Origin of the sequence: Pseudomonas sp. MYb118 (genome assembly GCF_040947875.1) — a bacterium.
Taxonomy (GTDB): domain Bacteria; phylum Pseudomonadota; class Gammaproteobacteria; order Pseudomonadales; family Pseudomonadaceae; genus Aquipseudomonas.
The window spans coordinates 348616-365336 of record NZ_JBFRXN010000004.1 but is presented as its reverse complement, the minus strand read 5'-3'; the positions used below and the strand labels follow the sequence as shown (position 1 = coordinate 365336).

The window sequence follows — 16721 nt, the reverse complement described above, 5'->3', positions numbered from 1 at the left end:
TTGCGGTTTTGCGCGATCAGACTTCGGCTTCGGCGCTCATGCGCTTCTGCTTGGCCCGACGGGACATCATGTTCAGCACCTCGATCGCAGCCGAGAAGGCCATGGCTGCATACACGTAACCTTTCGGTACGTGGGCGCCGAAACCTTCGGCGATCAGCGTCATGCCGATCATGATCAGGAAGCCCAGCGCCAGCATCACCACCGTCGGGTTGTCGTTGATGAACTTGGCCAGCGGGTCAGCGGCCAGCAACATCACCAGCACCGAAACCACCACGGCAATGATCATGATCGGCAAGTGCTCGGTCATGCCGACGGCGGTAATGATGCTGTCGATGGAGAACACCAGGTCCAGCATCAGGATCTGGCCGATGGCGGCGGCAAACCCCAGGGTGACCGTCGAGGTCGCGGTTTTCGGGTCTTCCGGCGCCGGGTCCATGCTGTGATGGATCTCGGTGGTCGCCTTCCACAACAGGAACAGGCCGCCCGCGATCAGGATCATGTCTTTCCAGGAGAAGGCGTGGCCAAGGATTTCGATGACCGGTGCCGTCAACTGCACGATGAACGCGATGGTGCTCAACAACGCCAGGCGCATGATCAACGCCATGCCGATACCCACACGCCGGGCTTTCTGCCGATACTGCTCGGGCAATTTGTTGGTCAGGATCGAGATGAAGATCAGGTTGTCGATACCGAGCACGATCTCCATCACCACCAAGGTGGCCAGGGCGACCCAGGCGGTGGGGCTTGCAGCAAGTTCCAGAAGGTATTCCATGGGTCAGTCCTGACTCTCTTTGTTACGGTTTAGATTTCCTGGGACGACGATTCGGATTTCTCTTTATCTTCGTCTGACGATTCTTTCTTGCTGATCAATCCGCCGGTGGCATCGCTGAGCGCCTGCTCGGCAGCCTTGTGCGTATCGTCGATCGCCTGTTTGGCGCTTTCGGCGGCCTTGCCCATCAGTTGCTGGGCGCTCTTTTCCGCCTGATCGCAACCGGCCAACATGAGTACAGACGCAATCAACAGTGCGGTGGATTTAAGCTTCATCGTGCTTTCCTCGATAGAACGTAACGGGTCATTTCAGTACCCGTCGATAGCGAGGCATTTTAGGGAGACAAATACTTCAGGAAAATTCGTATTTTTACCGTCTATACTTCGGTTTTTGCGAACTGTAGAACGCCATGATCAACTATCGCCAATTGCATTACTTCTGGGTGGTGGCCAAGACCGGCAGCATCGTGCGGGCCTGTGAGCAACTGAACCTGACGCCCCAGACCATCAGCGGGCAGATTTCCCTGCTCGAACAGACCTACGGCATCGAGCTGTTTCGCCGCGTCGGCAGGCAGCTGGAACTGACCGAAGCCGGGCGCCAGACCCTGCCCTACGCCGAGCAGATGTTTCAGTTGGGAGGCGAGCTGGAACTGATGCTGCGCGCGCAGCCGAACGAACAACAGATCCTGTTTCGGGTGGGCGTGGCCGACGTCGTGCCCAAGTCCATCGTCTACCGCCTGATCGCTCCGACCATGGAATTGCACGAACCGCTGCGCATCACGTGTCGCGAAGACAAGCTCGAACGCTTGCTGGCAGACCTCGCGATCCAGCGCCTTGACCTGGTGATTTCCGACAGCCCGATGCCTTCGCACCTGGACATCAAGGGCTACAGCCAGAAGCTGGGGGAATGCGGCATCAGCTTTTTCGCCACCGCCGAGCTGGCGGCGCAGTACGGCCAGGACTTTCCCCACCGCCTGCACGGTGCCCCGCTGTTGATTCCGGGGCCGGAAACCGTGGTGCGCAGCCGCTTGCAGCGCTGGTTCGCCGAGCAGCAGATCCAGCCACGTATCGTTGGCGAGTTCGATGACAGCGCCCTGATGCAGGCGTTCGGGCAGTCGGGAAGCGGGATCTTCATCGGCCCGAGCGTGATCGCCGAAGAAGTGAAGCGCCAGTATGGCGTGGAGGTGTTGGGGCAGACCGACGCGGTGACCGAGTCGTTCTACGCCATTTCGGTGGAGCGCAAGGTCAAGCACCCCGGCATCGTTGCGATTACCGAAGGTGCCCGACGCGAGCTGTTCACTGCCCTTTAAGGCCTCAGGCGCAGACTTCCCGGGGCTTGAAGGTCATCAGGGCCATGGCCAGCAGGATCGACATCAGGATCAGGCCCGCGGCGGCAAAGCCCAGCCCCTGCAAGCCGACGCTGTCGATCACCCGGCCGCCGATCATCGCGCCCAGGCCGATACCGAGGTTGGCTCCGGCGATGTTCAGCGACGCGGCAAAGGCCGGCGCCTCCGGTGCGGCTTTCATCAAGCGCACGTGGCTGACCAGGAACAACGCCGCCTGGGTCACGCCCCAGATGCCCATGGCCGCCGCCAGCCCGAGCGGCGAGTGAATGTTCGGCACCAGGGTGACCATGCCGGCGATCATGAACGCGCAAAAGGTCATCGACGCGATCAGCGGGTGACGATCCACTGCGCGTCCACCCAGCGAGTTACCGATCAGGCCCACCGCGCCGAAGCCCATCAGGCACCAGCCGACCACCGTGCCATTGAAGCCGGCGAGGCGTTCGAGAATGTCCGCCAGGTAGGTGTAGGCGGTGAACATGCCGCTGAATACTATGATCGACAGCAGCACATGGCCAAGCATCAACGGGCTGCGCAGGATCTTGAATTGCGAACGCAGGCTCACCTGATGCTGATGCAGGCTGGTTTTTGGCAAATAGATAAACAGCAGCAAGGCCTTGGCAAAGGCAATCACCGCCAGGAGACCGAAGGCCGTGCGCCAGCCGAACGCATCGGAAATCAGCGTGCCGACCGGGATGCCGAACACCGTGGCGCAGACGATGCCGAAGCCGATCTTGGCGATGGCGCGCCCGGCGTAATCCGGCCCGACGATGTCCACCGCCGTCTCGCTGGCCAGGGCCCAGAACACCGGCAGGCCCAGCGCAGGCACCAGGCGGGCGAAGGCCATCACCCAGATATTCGGGGCGAAGGCCGCCAGGGTGTTGGCCAGACCGAACATGATCAGCACCGAAATGAACAGCTTGCGCCGCTCGAAGCGGGCGAAATAAGCGGTCAGGAATGGCCCGAACGCCGCCACGGTGAAGGCGAACAGGGTCACCAGCAGGCCGGCTTGCGGGATGGTGACCTCAAGGTCCCGGGCGATGGCCGGCAGCAGGCCGACGATGACGAATTCCGTGGTCAGCACCGTGAAACCGGCGGCAGACAACAGAAGAATGGGCAACAGCATGTGCAACTCCAGAAAAAACGACGACACCAGCGCTAGCCCGAAGGCCCACTGGCAATGATGAAAATGAGGATGGCCGATGTTAACAGACTGTGCCTTCACATGGTTGCACGAACCTGCAAATCGACTTGCTCGATCGGGCGACAGTTGGCCACAGGTCTGACAGCGGAAGACTACAGACGCTGTGATAAAATCCGCGCCCTGCGATTTTCAAACCCTGTCCATCAGCCAGTGATTGGCCTCGATGTCGCAACACCCCCCGCGCCCTATCAATCAGAGATGTTGTGTTATGACTGCTTCACCCCCTTCACTGCTGCAACGCTTGAAAGGCTTGAGCCTGGTTTCGCAAATCATCATCGGCCTGATCGCCGGCATTGCCCTGGCGCTGCTGGCGCCGGACGCGGCCAAATCCACGGCGTTCATCGGCAAGGTGTTCGTCGCGGCGCTCAAGGCCGTCGCGCCGATCCTGGTGTTCGTGCTGGTCATGGCGTCCATCGCCAACCACAAGCACGGCCAGGAAACCCACATCCGCCCGATTCTGTTCCTGTACCTGCTCGGCACCTTTGGCGCGGCGGTGGTCGCGGTCGTGGCCAGCATGATGTTCCCGTCCAGCCTGGTGCTGAGCACCCAGGACGTTGCCGTCACGGCACCGGGCGGCATCAGTGAAGTGCTGCAAAGCCTGCTGCTGAGCGTGGTGGACAACCCGGTCAGTGCCCTGATCAACGCCAACTTCATCGGCATCCTGGCCTGGGCCATCGGCATGGGCGTCGCCATTCGCCACGCCGGCGACACCACCCGCCAGGTACTGGATGACCTGTCCAATGGCATCACCCTGATCGTGCGTCTGGTGATCCGTTTTGCGCCCCTGGGGATTTTCGGCCTGGTGGCCTCGACCCTCGCCACCTCCGGCTTCGGCGCCCTGGTCGGCTATGCGCAACTGCTGCTGGTGCTGCTGGGCTGCATGCTGTTCGTGGCGCTGGTGATGAACCCGCTGATCGTGTTCTGGAAACTGCGCCGCAACCCTTACCCGCTGGTGATCATGTGCCTGCGCGAAAGCGGCATCACCGCCTTCTTCACCCGCAGCTCGGCGGCGAACATCCCGGTCAATCTGGAACTGAGCAAACGCCTGGGTCTGCATGAAGACACCTACTCGGTGTCGATCCCGCTGGGCGCGACCATCAACATGGCGGGCGCGGCAATCACCATCACCGTGCTGACCCTGGCGGCGGTGAATACCCTGGGCATCGCCGTGGACATCCCCACCGCCATCCTGCTCAGCGTCGTCGCGGCCATTTGCGCCTGCGGCGCCTCGGGCGTGGCCGGCGGCTCGTTGCTGCTGATTCCATTGGCGTGCAGCCTGTTCGGCATCCCCAGCGAAATCGCCATGCAGGTGGTGGCGGTCGGCTTCATCATCGGTGTATTGCAGGACTCGGCGGAGACGGCGCTGAACTCCTCCACCGACGTGCTGTTCACGGCGGCGGCTTGCCTGGGTGAAGAGCAGAAGGCGTAGATTGCACGGATGAAAAAAAACCGCAGCCAATTGGCTGCGGTTTCTGTAGGAGCGAGCTTGCTCGCGATTGGACGTCAACGATAACGCTGACGGCCTGACACACCGCGGTGCCTGAACCTTTATCGCGAGCAAGCTCGCTCCTACACCTACAGGGTTGCGATTAGAACGCCCCCATATAGTCGCGCTTGCCCACTTCCACACCATTGTGGCGCAGCAGCGCGTAGGCGGTGGTGACGTGGAAGAAGAACTGCGGCAGGCCGTAGGTCAGCAGGTAGGCCTGGCCGGAGAAGCGCTTCTCTTTCGGCGTGCCCGGACGGGTGACGATCTCGATGCCTTCCTTGCCATTGATCTGCTCGGGTTTGATCTCGCCGATGTAGGCCAGGACCTTGGTCAGCAGCGCTTGCAGCTCGGCGAAGGTGGTTTCGGTATCGTCGTACTTCGGCACTTCGACTTCGGCCAGGCGCGAGGAAACGCCCTTGGCGAAATCAACGGCGATCTGCACCTGACGCACCAGCGGGAACATGTCCGGGTACAGGCGCGCCTGCAGGAAGGCGTTGGCGTCGATATTCTTCGCCGTGGCGTGGGCTTCGGCCTTATGCAGGACGTCGCTCAGGGCGGTGAGCATTTGCTTGAAAACCGGGACGGAAGCGTCGTACAGGGAAATGGTCATGGCAGTCTCGTGTGATGACAGGAGTGAAACGTGGGAGCGATTATAGCGAGGTGCGATCCTTGCGGCGCTCGCCTGCGGGTAAAAATAAAGTCATGCAACAATGGCGTTTTGATGACCGAATTCGGTTGCCATTGGCGCGCGCCCATCTAAAGTGCATGCCAGCAGGATCAGATTATGAATCGGGGTAAGGACGCAGCATCATGAGTGAGCAAGAAACCACGTTCGACGAGCCACGGCTCAACAGCACGGAAATCCGCATCCTGGGGTCGCTGATCGAGAAACAGGCCACCAGCCCGGAAACCTATCCGCTGACACTCAATGCGCTGGTGATCGCCTGCAACCAGAAAACCAGCCGGGAACCGGTGATGAACCTCACCCAGGGCCAGGTCGGCCAGAGCCTGCGCGCCCTCGAAGGCCGGGGTTTCGCCAAACTGGTGATGGGCAGCCGCGCCGACCGCTGGGAGCACAAGGTCGACAAGGCGCTGGAACTGGTGCCGGCGCAGGTGATTCTCACCGGGCTGATGTTCCTGCGCGGGCCGCAGACGGTCAACGAGCTGCTGACCCGCAGCGGGCGCATGCATGATTTCGAGGACGCCGAGCAGGTGGTGCACCAGCTCGAGCGCCTGATCGCCCGCGGCCTGGCTGTACTGATCCCGCGCCAGGCCGGGCAGCGAGAAGACCGTTACACCCACGCCCTGGGCGATCCGGCGGACATCGAAGCGATCCTCGCCGCCCGCCAGAACCCGACCGAGCGCAGCGCCGGTGGCGGTGTTTCGCTGGAGCGGATCGAAGAGCTGGAAGCGCGGATTGCGGCGCTGGAGGAGCGGTTGGCGCGGTTGGAATAGCCTGATGGTCTGATGTTGACTGTTCTGGCCCCATCGCGGGCAAGCCCGCTCCCACAGGCTATTGGTGATCCCTGTGGGAGCGAGCCTGCTCGCGATGAGGCCAGGACAGCCACCGCATCACTACCAGGCAGAATCACCCCCGAGCAAACGCCACCGCCTTCTCGAACTGCTCAACCGTCGGCCGCACACCGGTGTACAGCACGAACTGCTCCAGCGCCTGGATCGCAATCACTTCCAGGCCGGTGATCACCTTTTTACCTTCAGCCCGCGCCCGCACGATCAGCGGGGTTTCCGAAGGAATCGCCACCACATCGAAAACCGTCTGCGCCGCCTCGATCGCCTGGGCCTCGAACGCCAGTTGATCGGCCTCGGCGCCGCCCGTCATGCCGATCGGCGTCACGTTGATCAGCATGTGCGGACGCCGCTCGCCCAGTTCAGCCTGCCATTCATACCCCAGGGATTGCGCCAGCGCCTGCCCCGCGCGCTCGTTGCGGGCGACGATCAGACCGTTCTGGTAGCCACCATCGCGCAGGGCACTGGCCACGGCCTTGGCCATGCCACCGCTGCCGCGCAGGGCAAAGGTCGATTCCTTGGGCACCTGGTGGGTGTCCAGCAGTTGGGCGATGGCGATGTAGTCAGTGTTGTAGGCCTTGAGGTGACCGTTGGTGTTGACGATGGTGTTGATCGAGGCAATGGCCGCAGCCGAGGCGTCCAGCTCATCGACCAGCGCGATGCAGTCTTCCTTGAACGGCATCGACACGCCGCAGCCACGGATGCCCAGCGCCCGGATACCACCAACGGCGCCGGTCAGGTCCTGGCTGCTGAAAGCCTTGTAATAAAAATTCAGGCCCAACTGCTCGTACAGATGATTGTGAAAGCGCAGGCCGAAATTGCCCGGACGCCCCGACAGGGACATGCACAATTGGGTGTCTTTGTTGGGGTTCATCTGCATCAGACATCTCCTTCGTGAGAACGCGCCTGCCCAAGGCAGCACGACGGTAAGCAAGCCGGTACAGACCTTACACAAAATTTACCCAACGGCTGTGCAGAATTTTCAGAAACCGTTGTCTTATAGGTATCCCCGAGACTATTCCTGGGTCTATCGCAGACACAGGCATCGGGTTGAAGAACCGAGGAATTATCATGATCCGTAAAATCCCCGCAGCTGCCTTGCTGATCGGCGCTCTGGCTGTCGCAGGGCAGGCAGAGGCGCATGGCGGTGGCGGTTGGCAAGGCCCGGCGGTATTTGGCGCGATCGTTGGCTCGGCCATTGTCGGCTCGGCCATCATCAACAGCAACCGACCGGTCTACGTCGCACCGCAGCCCGTATACGCACAACCGGCCCCGGTCTACTACGCACCACCGCCCCCACCGGTCTATTACCAACCGGCACCGGTGTACGTACAGCAACCGATCTACTACCGCCCTGCCCCGGTCTACTACGGCCCACCCCGCGGCTACTACGGCCCACCCCATGGTTACGGCCGGTGGTAACAGCCCCAAAAGCCCTGCCTGATAGCAGGGCTTTTTTATGCCTGTCGAGCGCACCACCTCCCCCTGTAGGAGCGAGCTTGCTCGCGATGGTTGCAAGAACACCGCGGGGCATCAGACAGCCCGCGTCATCGTTAACGACCATCGCGAGCATGCTCGCTCCTACAGAGGGAAACAGCAGGCTCTTGATCCTGCTTTTGATCTTGCTCTTGATCCACCCGCCCCTTCGGCAGGCTGAGTGGAGGCATTCATCCGGGGAGAAGGCGCGCAGCGCCGTGCGGCGCAGCCGCACACATCGAGAGGAGGTGCAGCGAAGCAAACCGGAGGCGATGTCCCCGGATGGATGCCGGAGCGAAGGAACCCCGAGCGCCAGCGAGGGGCCGTACGCTGGGGCGAGCGTTTTTTTGCTTACTTTTTTTAGGCGCTTGTAAAAAAAGTGAGTCGCCGTAAGGGCGAAACCATAAGCGGCCGTGACCGCTGCAATGGATATGTACGCCGTAAGACCGCCATCGCGAGCAGGCTCGCTCCCACAGGAGCCCGGCCGTTACCGCAACAACGGATATGTACAAAGTCGAAGGCCGCCATCGCGAGCAAGCCCGCTCCCACAGGGAAGTCTGTATACCTTTCGTCGAGGTCGCTATCGGGACAATGCCGATCCGGTAAGGCAGTCATATTTTTGTCATGACAGATCCGCAAGCTGGAACCTGTCCGTCAATAACAGCTTGATAACAACAAGGACGCGCTCATGCCCACACAGAATCCGCATCGCGACATCAGCTTGTGCACCTCAGGCAAGGTGTACAGCGCCCTGACCGAGCTCAAACAGCTGGAAGGTCACCGCAGCGCCAAGTTTCTTTCGCTGATGGCGGAGAACCTGGTGCGCAAAGGCCTGCTCAACGAACAGGAAGTGGTGCATTTGCTGGACCTGGTGGTCGACTGACCCGACAGACGGTCGCTTGGCCTCACTCGCGTCAATGACCACTATTGAAAGCGTTGATTTCTCGTTCAAGCGCGAGGCTCATAAAGTAGCTCCATAGATTGATGGAGGTACTTATGTCCCAGGTCAAAATCATGTCCGTTATCGGCAGCGCCGTTCCCGCCTCGCTCAGAGAACTGGGCCTGCTCGCCTGCTGGTATCTGATGCAGGACGGCGAGCCAATCAGCGGCCCGCTCACTTCGCTCAACGCCGCCAAAGCCTTGTCGCAACGCCTCGACACCGAGCGTTTCAGCGCCTAGGGCAGCAGCACCCGCGGTTTGGTTTCGATGAAGATCGACCAGCTCGACATGAACAGCGCCGCGATCAGCGGCCCGATGACGAAGCCGTTGAGCCCGAAAATCGCCAGGCCGCCCAGGGTCGAGATGAGAATCAGGTAGTCCGGCATCTTGGTGTCCTTGCCCACCAGAATCGGGCGCAGCACGTTGTCCACCAGGCCGATCACGAACACCCCGAACAGCCCCAGCACCACACCCTGCCAGATCGCCCCGCTGAACAGGAAAAACACTGCCACCGGCGCCCAGACGATCCCCGCACCGACCGCCGGCAACAGTGACAGAAACGCCATCAGCACAGCCCAGAGCAATGCACTGGGAATATCGAGAAACCAGAAAATCAGCCCGCCCAGCGCGCCTTGCGTCATGGCCACCACCAGGTTGCCCTTGACCGTGGCCCGCACCACGCGATTGAACTTGAGCTGCAAACGACGCTTCTGGTGTTCCTCCAGCGGAACTGCGGTGCGCATCTTGCGCGCCAGCTCGGCGCCGTCGCGCAGAAAAAAGAACAGCAGGTAGAGCATGATGAAGAAGCTCACCAGGAAATCGAACGTGCCCTGGCCGAAGCTGAAGGCCTGGCTGGTGATGAATTCATTGCCGCTCACCGCACTTTTGACGATTTTCTCGCGCAACCCCTCCAGCTCGCCCAGGCCGGCCCGATCCAGCAGGTGCTGAAAGTACGCCGGCAAGCTGTGCTTGAAATGCGTGACATAACCGGCGATATCCAGCTCGCCACTTTCGATGCGCTTGTACACCGCCGTCCCTTCCTGGACCAGCAGGATGCCGAGGATGATCATCGGCAGAATCGCGATGACCAGGCAGATGCCCAGGGTCAGCGCCGATGTGAAGTTGCGTTGCCAGCCCAGCTTCAGTTGCAGGCGCCGCTGCATGGGCGCAAAGAGGATCCCGAGGATCACCGCCCAGAACACCGCCCCGTAGAAGGGCAGCAGAATCCAGATAAAAGCCGCCGTGACCAGCCCGAGCAGGATCACCAGTGATTTGTTGTGTACCGTCTGTTCGTTCATGTCCGATCCATGCCAGTCCAAAGCGACGCAGGTCGCGCCCTGATGCTTAGTCCGCCACGGTTCGCGCGAGTGCCATCCGTTTGTTCATCAAGCATAGATCCAGATCAATGAAACCCGCGGGCAAGGCCGTTACCCTGCCCGGCTTTTGCGATCGACACGCTCATGACCCTCGCCACGCCCGAACTGCTCGCCCCCGCCGGCACCCTGAAAAACATGCGCTACGCCTTCGCCTACGGCGCCGATGCGGTGTACGCCGGCCAGCCGCGCTACAGCCTGCGGGTGCGCAACAACGAATTCGATCACGCCAACCTCGCACTCGGTATCCGCGAGGCCCAGGCCCAGGGCAAGCGTTTTTACGTGGTGGTCAACATCGCGCCGCACAATGCCAAGCTCAAGACCTTCCTCAAGGACCTGGAACCGGTGATCGCCATGGCGCCGGATGCCCTGATCATGTCCGACCCCGGCCTGATCATGCTGGTGCGCCGGCACTTCCCGCAGATGCCGATCCACCTGTCGGTGCAGGCCAATACGGTCAACTGGGCGAGTGTCGAATTCTGGCAGTTGCAGGGGGTAAGCCGGATCATCCTGTCGCGGGAACTGTCGCTGGAGGAAATCGACGAAATCCGCCAGCAGGTGCCGGCCATGGAGCTGGAAGTGTTTGTCCACGGCGCGTTGTGCATGGCTTACTCCGGGCGCTGCCTGCTGTCGGGTTACATGAACAAACGCGACGCCAACCAGGGCACCTGCACCAACGCCTGTCGCTGGAAATACACGGCGCAGGAAGCCACGGAAAACGCCGTCGGCGATATCGTGCAAACCTTCGAACCGCAACCGACCCTGGGCATTGGCGCCCCCACCGACCAGGTGTTCCTGTTGCAGGAAGCCAATCGCCCGGACGAGCTGATGCCGGCCTTCGAGGACGAGCACGGCACCTACATCATGAACGCCAAGGACTTGCGCGCCGTGCAGCATGTCGAGCGCCTGACCCGCATGGGCGTGCACTCGCTGAAAATCGAAGGCCGGACCAAATCGCACTTCTATTGCGCGCGCACCACCCAGGTCTACCGTCGGGCCATCGACGACGCCGTAGCCGGGCGCGAATTCGACCGCAGCCTGATGACCGACCTGGAATCCCTCGCCCAGCGCGGGTACACCGAAGGTTTCCTGCGCCGACATGTGCATGATGAGTATCAGAACTACCAGAACGGCAGCTCGGTGTCCGAGCGCCAGCAGTTCGTCGGTGAACTGACCGGTTTACGCCGTGATCGACTGGCCGAGGTCAAGGTGAAGAACCGCTTTGCCCTGGGCGATCACATGGAACTGATGACCCCCAAGGGCAATTTCCATTTCGATCTGCACCAATTGCACGACATCAAGGGCCAGGCCATCGACGTGGCACCGGGGGATGGCCACACGGTGTACCTGCCGATTCCGGATGCGGTGGACTTGCAGTTTGGGTTGTTGATGCGGGATGTGGCAAAAACCTGATTCACCGCCCGGAACCTGACTGGGGGAAAAATCCATCTGTGGGAGCGGGCTTGCTCGCGATGGCGGTGTACCAGAAACGATGTTGTCGACTGACACACCTGACCTGTAGGAGCGAGCTTGCTCGCGATGACGGCGTGTCAGTCGACATAATTGTCAGCAGATACACCGCCATCGCGAGCAAGCTCGCTCCTACAAGTCCAGGTGCCAGAGCTCAGGCAAACTCCTCCCGCAACATCGCCACAAACGCCTCCCGCGCTGGGTGAACCCCGGCGTTTTCGTGCCAGTAAAACAGGTTGTCGATGGCCGTCAGGTCCGGGAATTCATAGCCCGCGCAACCGGCGCCCTTGGCGTACTGGTCGAACACGCCCTTGGGCACCAGTGCCACCCCTGCCCCCGCACTCACGCAACCGACGATCGCGCCGTAGCTGGCCAGGCTGACAATCGGCAGCGCCTGCCCCTGGCGTAACAGCCAATGCTCCAGCGCCGCACGATACGGGCAGCCCTGGGGCCACATGAACACGGTCTTGTCCTGCAAGTCGGCGATGTCGCGCACCGGTCCCAGGGAGGTCGAGGCGATCAGCAGCAACTCTTCGCGGTACATCGGCGTGCGCTTGAGGTGCGAGCGCTCGACGTCCACCGCCACGATGGCGCCGTCGAGGCGATGGCTGAGGGTGTCATCGAGCAACTGGCCCCAACTGCCGGTGGTCAATTCCAGCGCCACGGCCGGATAGCGCTTGTGGAACTTGGCCAGCAGGCGCGGCAAACGGCCGGTGGCCGAAGACTCGATGGCGCCGATGCGCAGCGGGCCGGACGGCTCGGCCGCAGGGTCCAGGGCGCGTTTGGCCTCGGCCGTCAGGGCCAGGATTCTTTCGGCATAGGCCAGAAACGTCTGCCCCGACGGACTGATGCGCAGCCCGCGGCCTTCACGCAGGAACAGCGCAACACCCAGCTCCGCTTCCAGCGCCTTGATCCGCGCGGTGATGTTCGACGGCACGCAATGCAACAACTCGGCCGCACGGGCGATGCTGCCGACGTCGGCAACGGTCTTGAACATGCGAATCTGCGCCAGCTCCATACGTCATCCAAAGTGAATAATTGACGCAGTATAAGTCAGTTGTGGCGAACGGTCAGGGTTCCGATACTCGCAGTACCTGCCTATCGGTGCCGACCTCATGCAAGCGCTCACAAGCCCCTCCCCAATCAAGATCATCCTGGCCATGGCGTTCGTCGTGGCGTGCTGGGGGTATTCCCCCAGCGGCATTCACATTGGCCTGCAAGCCTACGACCCGGTGCACCTGGCGCTGCTGCGTTTTCTGGTGGCCTCGGTGTTCATGGCCCTGATCGCGCTGATCAAAGGCATCAGCCTGCCACGCCTGCGCGACTTGCCATTGCTGTTCGGCCTGGGCTTTTTCGCCGTCAGCCTGCATCACGTGGCGATCAATTTCGGCCAGCAAGGGGTCAGCGCTGGTGCGTCGAGTGTCCTGGCGCAATCGGTGCCGCTGTTCAGCACATTGCTGGCGCGGTTCGTGTTCAAGGACAACGTCAGCCCCTGGCGCTGGGGTTGCGTGTTGCTCGGGCTGATCGGCGTGATGATCGTGGTCGCCGGTGATCGCGGTTTTGGCGACATCGACGCCCACGGCCTGTTGATCCTGCTGGCCGCGTTGTCCTGGAGCATTTACTTCGCCCTGCAGAAACACCATTGCCGGCGGTACAACGGGCTGACGCTGGTCTGCTACACGGTGTGGTCGGGGACGGCGTTGCTGTTGGTGTACCTGCCGGGGCTGAGCGCGCAGGTGCTCGCGGCTCCGACCCATGTGCAACTGGCGGTGCTGGCGCTGGGGTTGTTTCCCAGTGCCCTGGCCTACCTCGCCTGGGCATTCGTGCTGTCGCACGTCGACCTGAGCCGGGCGACGATGACGCTGTATCTGGTGCCACCGACGGCCATGGCCATGGCGTCCGTTGCTCTGGGCGAGCGGCCCACCCTGATGATCTTCGTCGGCGCACTGGTGGTGCTGATCAGCGTGCTGGCGCTGAATCTGGAACGCAAGCCGCTGGTCATGAACTCAACGACTGCCTGCGATAAATGACCGTTTGCTGATCCACATCAAGGCAACTGGATATTGGCGCCTCAAACAAACTTTTGGCGCCAGATTCAAGGCGATAGCACTTGGCCGTTCCATTACCATCCGGTGGAGATGTGCGCAGATAAAAACAGCAATTCGACAACCTGGCGCCTCAACGAATTTAATTGGAATGAGGTTCAAGGGCCATGCTCAAAAACGCCCCGCTACGTTTGAAACTGCTGTTGATTCTTGCACTGCCGCTGCTCGGGTTTCTCCTGCTGTCCGGCCTGTTCGTTTCCAGCAACTAAACCACGCTGCGTGACATGAACACCACGGTCACTGCCAGCGCCACCGCGCAGAAGCTGAGCCAGTTGATCACTGCCCTGCAACGCGAACGAGGCGCCACGGGCGTATACCTGGGCAGCGGCGGCAAGAGCATGGCGGATCAGCTGACGCAGATGCGCACCAGTTCGAACCTGTCGGTCGACGCCGTGCACGCCCTGCCCGGACAGGACAATGCCCAGCTGATCGAGGCCGTGCGTGCCCTGGAAGAACTGCCAGCCGTTCGCGCGCAAGTGGACGCATTGCGCCTGAGCGGTACGGCATCGGGCGAGCACTACACGCGGATCATCAAGACCCTCATCGGCTTTACCCACTCGCTGGAAGCCAGCGTCAACAATGCCAGCGTGATTCACGCGCTGAGCGCGCTCAATCAGTTCATCGAAATGAAAGAGCGGGCCGGACGCGACCGGGTATTGCTCGGCCTGGTGTTCAACCAGGGCTACTTCGACGAAAACCTGTTGTCGCGCTTCAGCAGCAACCTGGGTGAGTTCTCCGCTTATTCCGATGCGTTCCGCCGCAAGGCCCCGCCCGCTTCGCTGAAACAGTTCGATGAACAGATGCAGAGCCCCATCGCCCTCGAAGTCGACAGGTTGCATCGGCTGGCGTTTGAAGTGCCGCTGGGGCAAGCGTTGAACATCAGGCCGCAGATGTGGTTTCAAACATCGACCGAGCGCATCGACCTGATGGGCCAGGTGGAAGAAGTGCTGAGCCAGAGCGTGAGCAGCCTGGCCATGCATGAGCGCGACATCGCCAGCCGCGCGCTGTGGCTGACGGTTGGCGCGATGGTCATTTCGTTGCTGGTGGTGGCCCTGCTCTCTTACTTCATCATCCGCACCATCAATCTGGCGGTCAGCGACGTCAACCGGGTGCTGGACGGCCTGGCCCAGCGTGACCTCACGGCCCGCGCCACCTATGAAAGCCACGATGAATTCGGGCAGATCTCCCTCAACCTCAATCGCATGGCCGAAGAAATCCGCGGCATCGTCGAAGAAATCGGCAACGCCACCGCGCAAGTGGCCACGGCGGCGGAAGAGTCTTCGGCGGTGACGATCCAGACCAGCAAGAGTGTCGATCAGCAACGCCAGGGCACCGAACAGGTGGCCACCGCGATCAACGAAATGAGCGCCACGGTGCGCGAGGTCGCGCAAAGCACCAACGACGCCGCGCAGATGTCACGCCAGGTCAACCTCAGCACCGAGCAAGGCCGCGCCGAGATCGAAAGCACCATCAGCCTGATTCGCCAGTTGTCCGACCAGGCCGAAGACACCGCGCAGATCATTGGCAACCTCAAGGATGAAAGCCATGCGATTTCCTCGGTGCTCGACGTCATTCGCGGCATCGCCGAACAGACCAACCTGCTGGCGCTGAACGCGGCCATCGAGGCGGCACGGGCCGGGGAATTCGGTCGCGGCTTTGCAGTGGTGGCCTCGGAGGTGCGCACCCTGGCGCAGAAAACCCAGGAATCCACCGGCAATATCCAGCAAATGATCACTAACCTGCAGGCCGGCTCGGATCACGCGGTGATTTCCATGCAGGAAACCCTGGACAAGGCCCAGGACGGCGCGAGCAAAGTGGAGCGCGCCGGGCAATTGCTGGGGGAGATTGCCGAAGGCGTCGCCCGCATCAATGACCGCAACATCCAGATCGCCTCGGCCGCCGAGGAACAGAGCGCGGTGTCGGAAGACATCAATCGCAACGTCAACGAGATCAACGACCTGGTGATTCAGGTGAGTGCCGGTGCCGAGCAGACGGCCATCACCAGCCAGGAACTGGCGCGCCTGGCCGAGTACCAGCAACAACTGGTCAGCCGCTTCAAGATGGCCTAGCTGTCAGTGCCCGTCAGTCGCGGCCGGCGAGAAAACGGTCGCGGCTGTTGGTCAGGTGCAGCCACATGGCCGCCCGCGCCGCATCCGCATCCTGGCGCCGGATGGCATTGAGGATGGCCTCGTGTTCGAGGTTGGCCAACTGCCCGAGCTTGCTCAGGTCGGTGGCGCCGCGTTCGGCAGCGTTGACCCGGGTCCGGGGAATCATGGCGTTGCCCAGGTGCTGCATGATTTCGCTGAAACAGACATTGCCGGTGGCCTCGGCGATCAACAGGTGAAAGCGCCGGTCGGCCTCCACGCAACTGTCGTTATTGGCCAGCAGGCTTTGATAGTCATCCAGGGCCTGACGCATCTGCGCCAGTTGCAGGTCGGTGCGCCGCTGCGCAGCCAGGGCCGCCGCCTGGGTTTCCAGACCCAGGCGCAATTCCAGAATGCTGCGCACGCCCAGGGCAGTATCGACGTTGAGCCGCAAGCCCTGCTCCGGCGCCCGTTCGATGACGAAGGTGCCGATGCCGTGGCGCGTCTCCACCAACCCCGACGCCTGCAATTTCGAGATCGCCTCGCGCACCACCGTACGACTGACGCCATGCTCGGCGACGATGCTGTTCTCCGACGGCAACTTGTCCCCCGGCAGCATCTGCCCGAGCAGGATGCTCTGGGTCAGCTTGGCGACCAGGTCGTGGGCCAGGTTGTGGGTGCGCTTGCGGGCAGGCGCGTCGAGGTCTTCTTGCATGGGGCTCATCCGGGAACGCAATGGGCGCAAGCGTAGCACTGCGGATGAACGGAAGCTGCTACAAACACTCACCAACTTGTATGACAACACTCAACAACTTCGACAAATCCCCGCAAAAACCACCGACAAAAAAGCGCGCAAAAAATCATAAATCCCGAAAAAGTCGCCTATTTCAAGGGCTACACCGCTTGCGGAACGAAAAAATGCAGTTGTATGATGTCTCGCAAC

General features: G+C 61.6%; 17 protein-coding genes. 9 read left to right on the top strand and 8 right to left on the bottom strand.

What is annotated here, in order from left to right:
- Positions 1-16 precede the first annotated feature (16 nt).
- Together ABVN20_RS27650 and ABVN20_RS27645 are read right to left on the bottom strand one after the other, a co-directional pair.
- Positions 17-772, bottom strand: a complete 756-nt coding sequence (locus ABVN20_RS27650; protein ID WP_368558971.1) for a TerC family protein — start codon at positions 770-772, stop codon at positions 17-19.
- A gap of 29 nt (positions 773-801) precedes the next feature.
- Complete coding sequence (locus ABVN20_RS27645) at positions 802-1044, bottom strand: hypothetical protein (protein ID WP_368558970.1); 243 nt, start codon at positions 1042-1044, stop codon at positions 802-804.
- 134 nt (positions 1045-1178) lie between these two features.
- Here ABVN20_RS27645 and nhaR point away from each other — a divergent pair, with 134 nt between their 5' ends.
- Positions 1179-2078 (top strand): transcriptional activator NhaR, encoded by a 900-nt coding sequence (nhaR, locus tag ABVN20_RS27640; RefSeq protein ID WP_368558969.1) that lies wholly within the window; start codon positions 1179-1181, stop codon positions 2076-2078.
- Positions 2079-2082: 4 nt separating this feature from the next.
- Here the strand turns inward: nhaR and ABVN20_RS27635 are convergent, their stop codons facing one another.
- Complete coding sequence (locus ABVN20_RS27635; RefSeq protein ID WP_368558968.1) at positions 2083-3237, bottom strand: MFS transporter; 1155 nt, start codon at positions 3235-3237, stop codon at positions 2083-2085.
- A 286-nt stretch (positions 3238-3523) separates the two neighbouring features.
- Between ABVN20_RS27635 and sstT the strand changes: the two genes are divergently transcribed.
- Positions 3524-4744 carry a serine/threonine transporter SstT gene (gene sstT / locus ABVN20_RS27630; protein WP_368558967.1) on the top strand — a complete coding sequence of 407 codons (1221 nt, stop codon included), beginning with the start codon at positions 3524-3526 and terminating at the stop codon, positions 4742-4744.
- Positions 4745-4904: 160 nt separating this feature from the next.
- On the opposite strand, the gene ABVN20_RS27625 is transcribed toward sstT, so the two are convergent.
- Complete coding sequence (locus ABVN20_RS27625; RefSeq protein ID WP_368558966.1) at positions 4905-5414, bottom strand: DUF1993 family protein; 510 nt, start codon at positions 5412-5414, stop codon at positions 4905-4907.
- Between the two features lie 197 nt (positions 5415-5611).
- On the opposite strand from ABVN20_RS27625, the gene ABVN20_RS27620 reads away from it, so the two are divergent.
- Positions 5612-6259, top strand: coding sequence for a YceH family protein (locus tag ABVN20_RS27620; protein WP_368559416.1), 648 nt, complete (start codon positions 5612-5614; stop codon positions 6257-6259).
- 133 nt (positions 6260-6392) lie between these two features.
- On the opposite strand, the gene ABVN20_RS27615 is transcribed toward ABVN20_RS27620, so the two are convergent.
- The gene (locus ABVN20_RS27615; protein WP_368558965.1) at positions 6393-7211 is read right to left on the bottom strand and encodes a shikimate 5-dehydrogenase; all 819 of its coding nucleotides are present in this window, start codon (positions 7209-7211) and stop codon (positions 6393-6395) included.
- A 191-nt stretch (positions 7212-7402) separates the two neighbouring features.
- Here ABVN20_RS27615 and ABVN20_RS27610 point away from each other — a divergent pair, with 191 nt between their 5' ends.
- From ABVN20_RS27610 to ABVN20_RS27600, 3 genes are all read left to right on the top strand, one after another.
- The gene (locus tag ABVN20_RS27610; RefSeq protein ID WP_368558964.1) at positions 7403-7753 is read left to right on the top strand and encodes a hypothetical protein; all 351 of its coding nucleotides are present in this window, start codon (positions 7403-7405) and stop codon (positions 7751-7753) included.
- A gap of 742 nt (positions 7754-8495) precedes the next feature.
- Complete coding sequence (locus ABVN20_RS27605) at positions 8496-8690, top strand: hypothetical protein (protein WP_368558963.1); 195 nt, start codon at positions 8496-8498, stop codon at positions 8688-8690.
- Between the two features lie 113 nt (positions 8691-8803).
- Positions 8804-8986, top strand: a complete 183-nt coding sequence (locus tag ABVN20_RS27600) for a hypothetical protein (protein ID WP_368558962.1) — start codon at positions 8804-8806, stop codon at positions 8984-8986.
- On the opposite strand, the gene ABVN20_RS27595 is transcribed toward ABVN20_RS27600, so the two are convergent.
- The gene (locus ABVN20_RS27595; RefSeq protein WP_368558961.1) at positions 8983-10044 is read right to left on the bottom strand and encodes an AI-2E family transporter; all 1062 of its coding nucleotides are present in this window, start codon (positions 10042-10044) and stop codon (positions 8983-8985) included. The genes ABVN20_RS27600 and ABVN20_RS27595 overlap by 4 nt on opposite strands.
- Before the next feature lie 162 nt (positions 10045-10206).
- On the opposite strand from ABVN20_RS27595, the gene yegQ reads away from it, so the two are divergent.
- Complete coding sequence (gene yegQ, locus ABVN20_RS27590) at positions 10207-11532, top strand: tRNA 5-hydroxyuridine modification protein YegQ (protein WP_368558960.1); 1326 nt, start codon at positions 10207-10209, stop codon at positions 11530-11532.
- Between the two features lie 211 nt (positions 11533-11743).
- Here the strand turns inward: yegQ and ABVN20_RS27585 are convergent, their stop codons facing one another.
- Positions 11744-12607 (bottom strand): LysR family transcriptional regulator, encoded by an 864-nt coding sequence (locus tag ABVN20_RS27585; RefSeq protein ID WP_368558959.1) that lies wholly within the window; start codon positions 12605-12607, stop codon positions 11744-11746.
- Positions 12608-12704: 97 nt separating this feature from the next.
- Between ABVN20_RS27585 and ABVN20_RS27580 the strand changes: the two genes are divergently transcribed.
- Entirely contained in the window at positions 12705-13619 is a 915-nt protein-coding gene (locus ABVN20_RS27580) for a DMT family transporter (RefSeq protein WP_368558958.1), read from the top strand.
- A 290-nt stretch (positions 13620-13909) separates the two neighbouring features.
- Positions 13910-15763, top strand: a complete 1854-nt coding sequence (locus ABVN20_RS27575) for a methyl-accepting chemotaxis protein (RefSeq protein WP_368559415.1) — start codon at positions 13910-13912, stop codon at positions 15761-15763.
- 13 nt (positions 15764-15776) lie between these two features.
- Here the strand turns inward: ABVN20_RS27575 and ABVN20_RS27570 are convergent, their stop codons facing one another.
- The gene (locus ABVN20_RS27570; protein WP_368558957.1) at positions 15777-16493 is read right to left on the bottom strand and encodes a FadR/GntR family transcriptional regulator; all 717 of its coding nucleotides are present in this window, start codon (positions 16491-16493) and stop codon (positions 15777-15779) included.
- Positions 16494-16721: the final 228 nt, after the last annotated feature.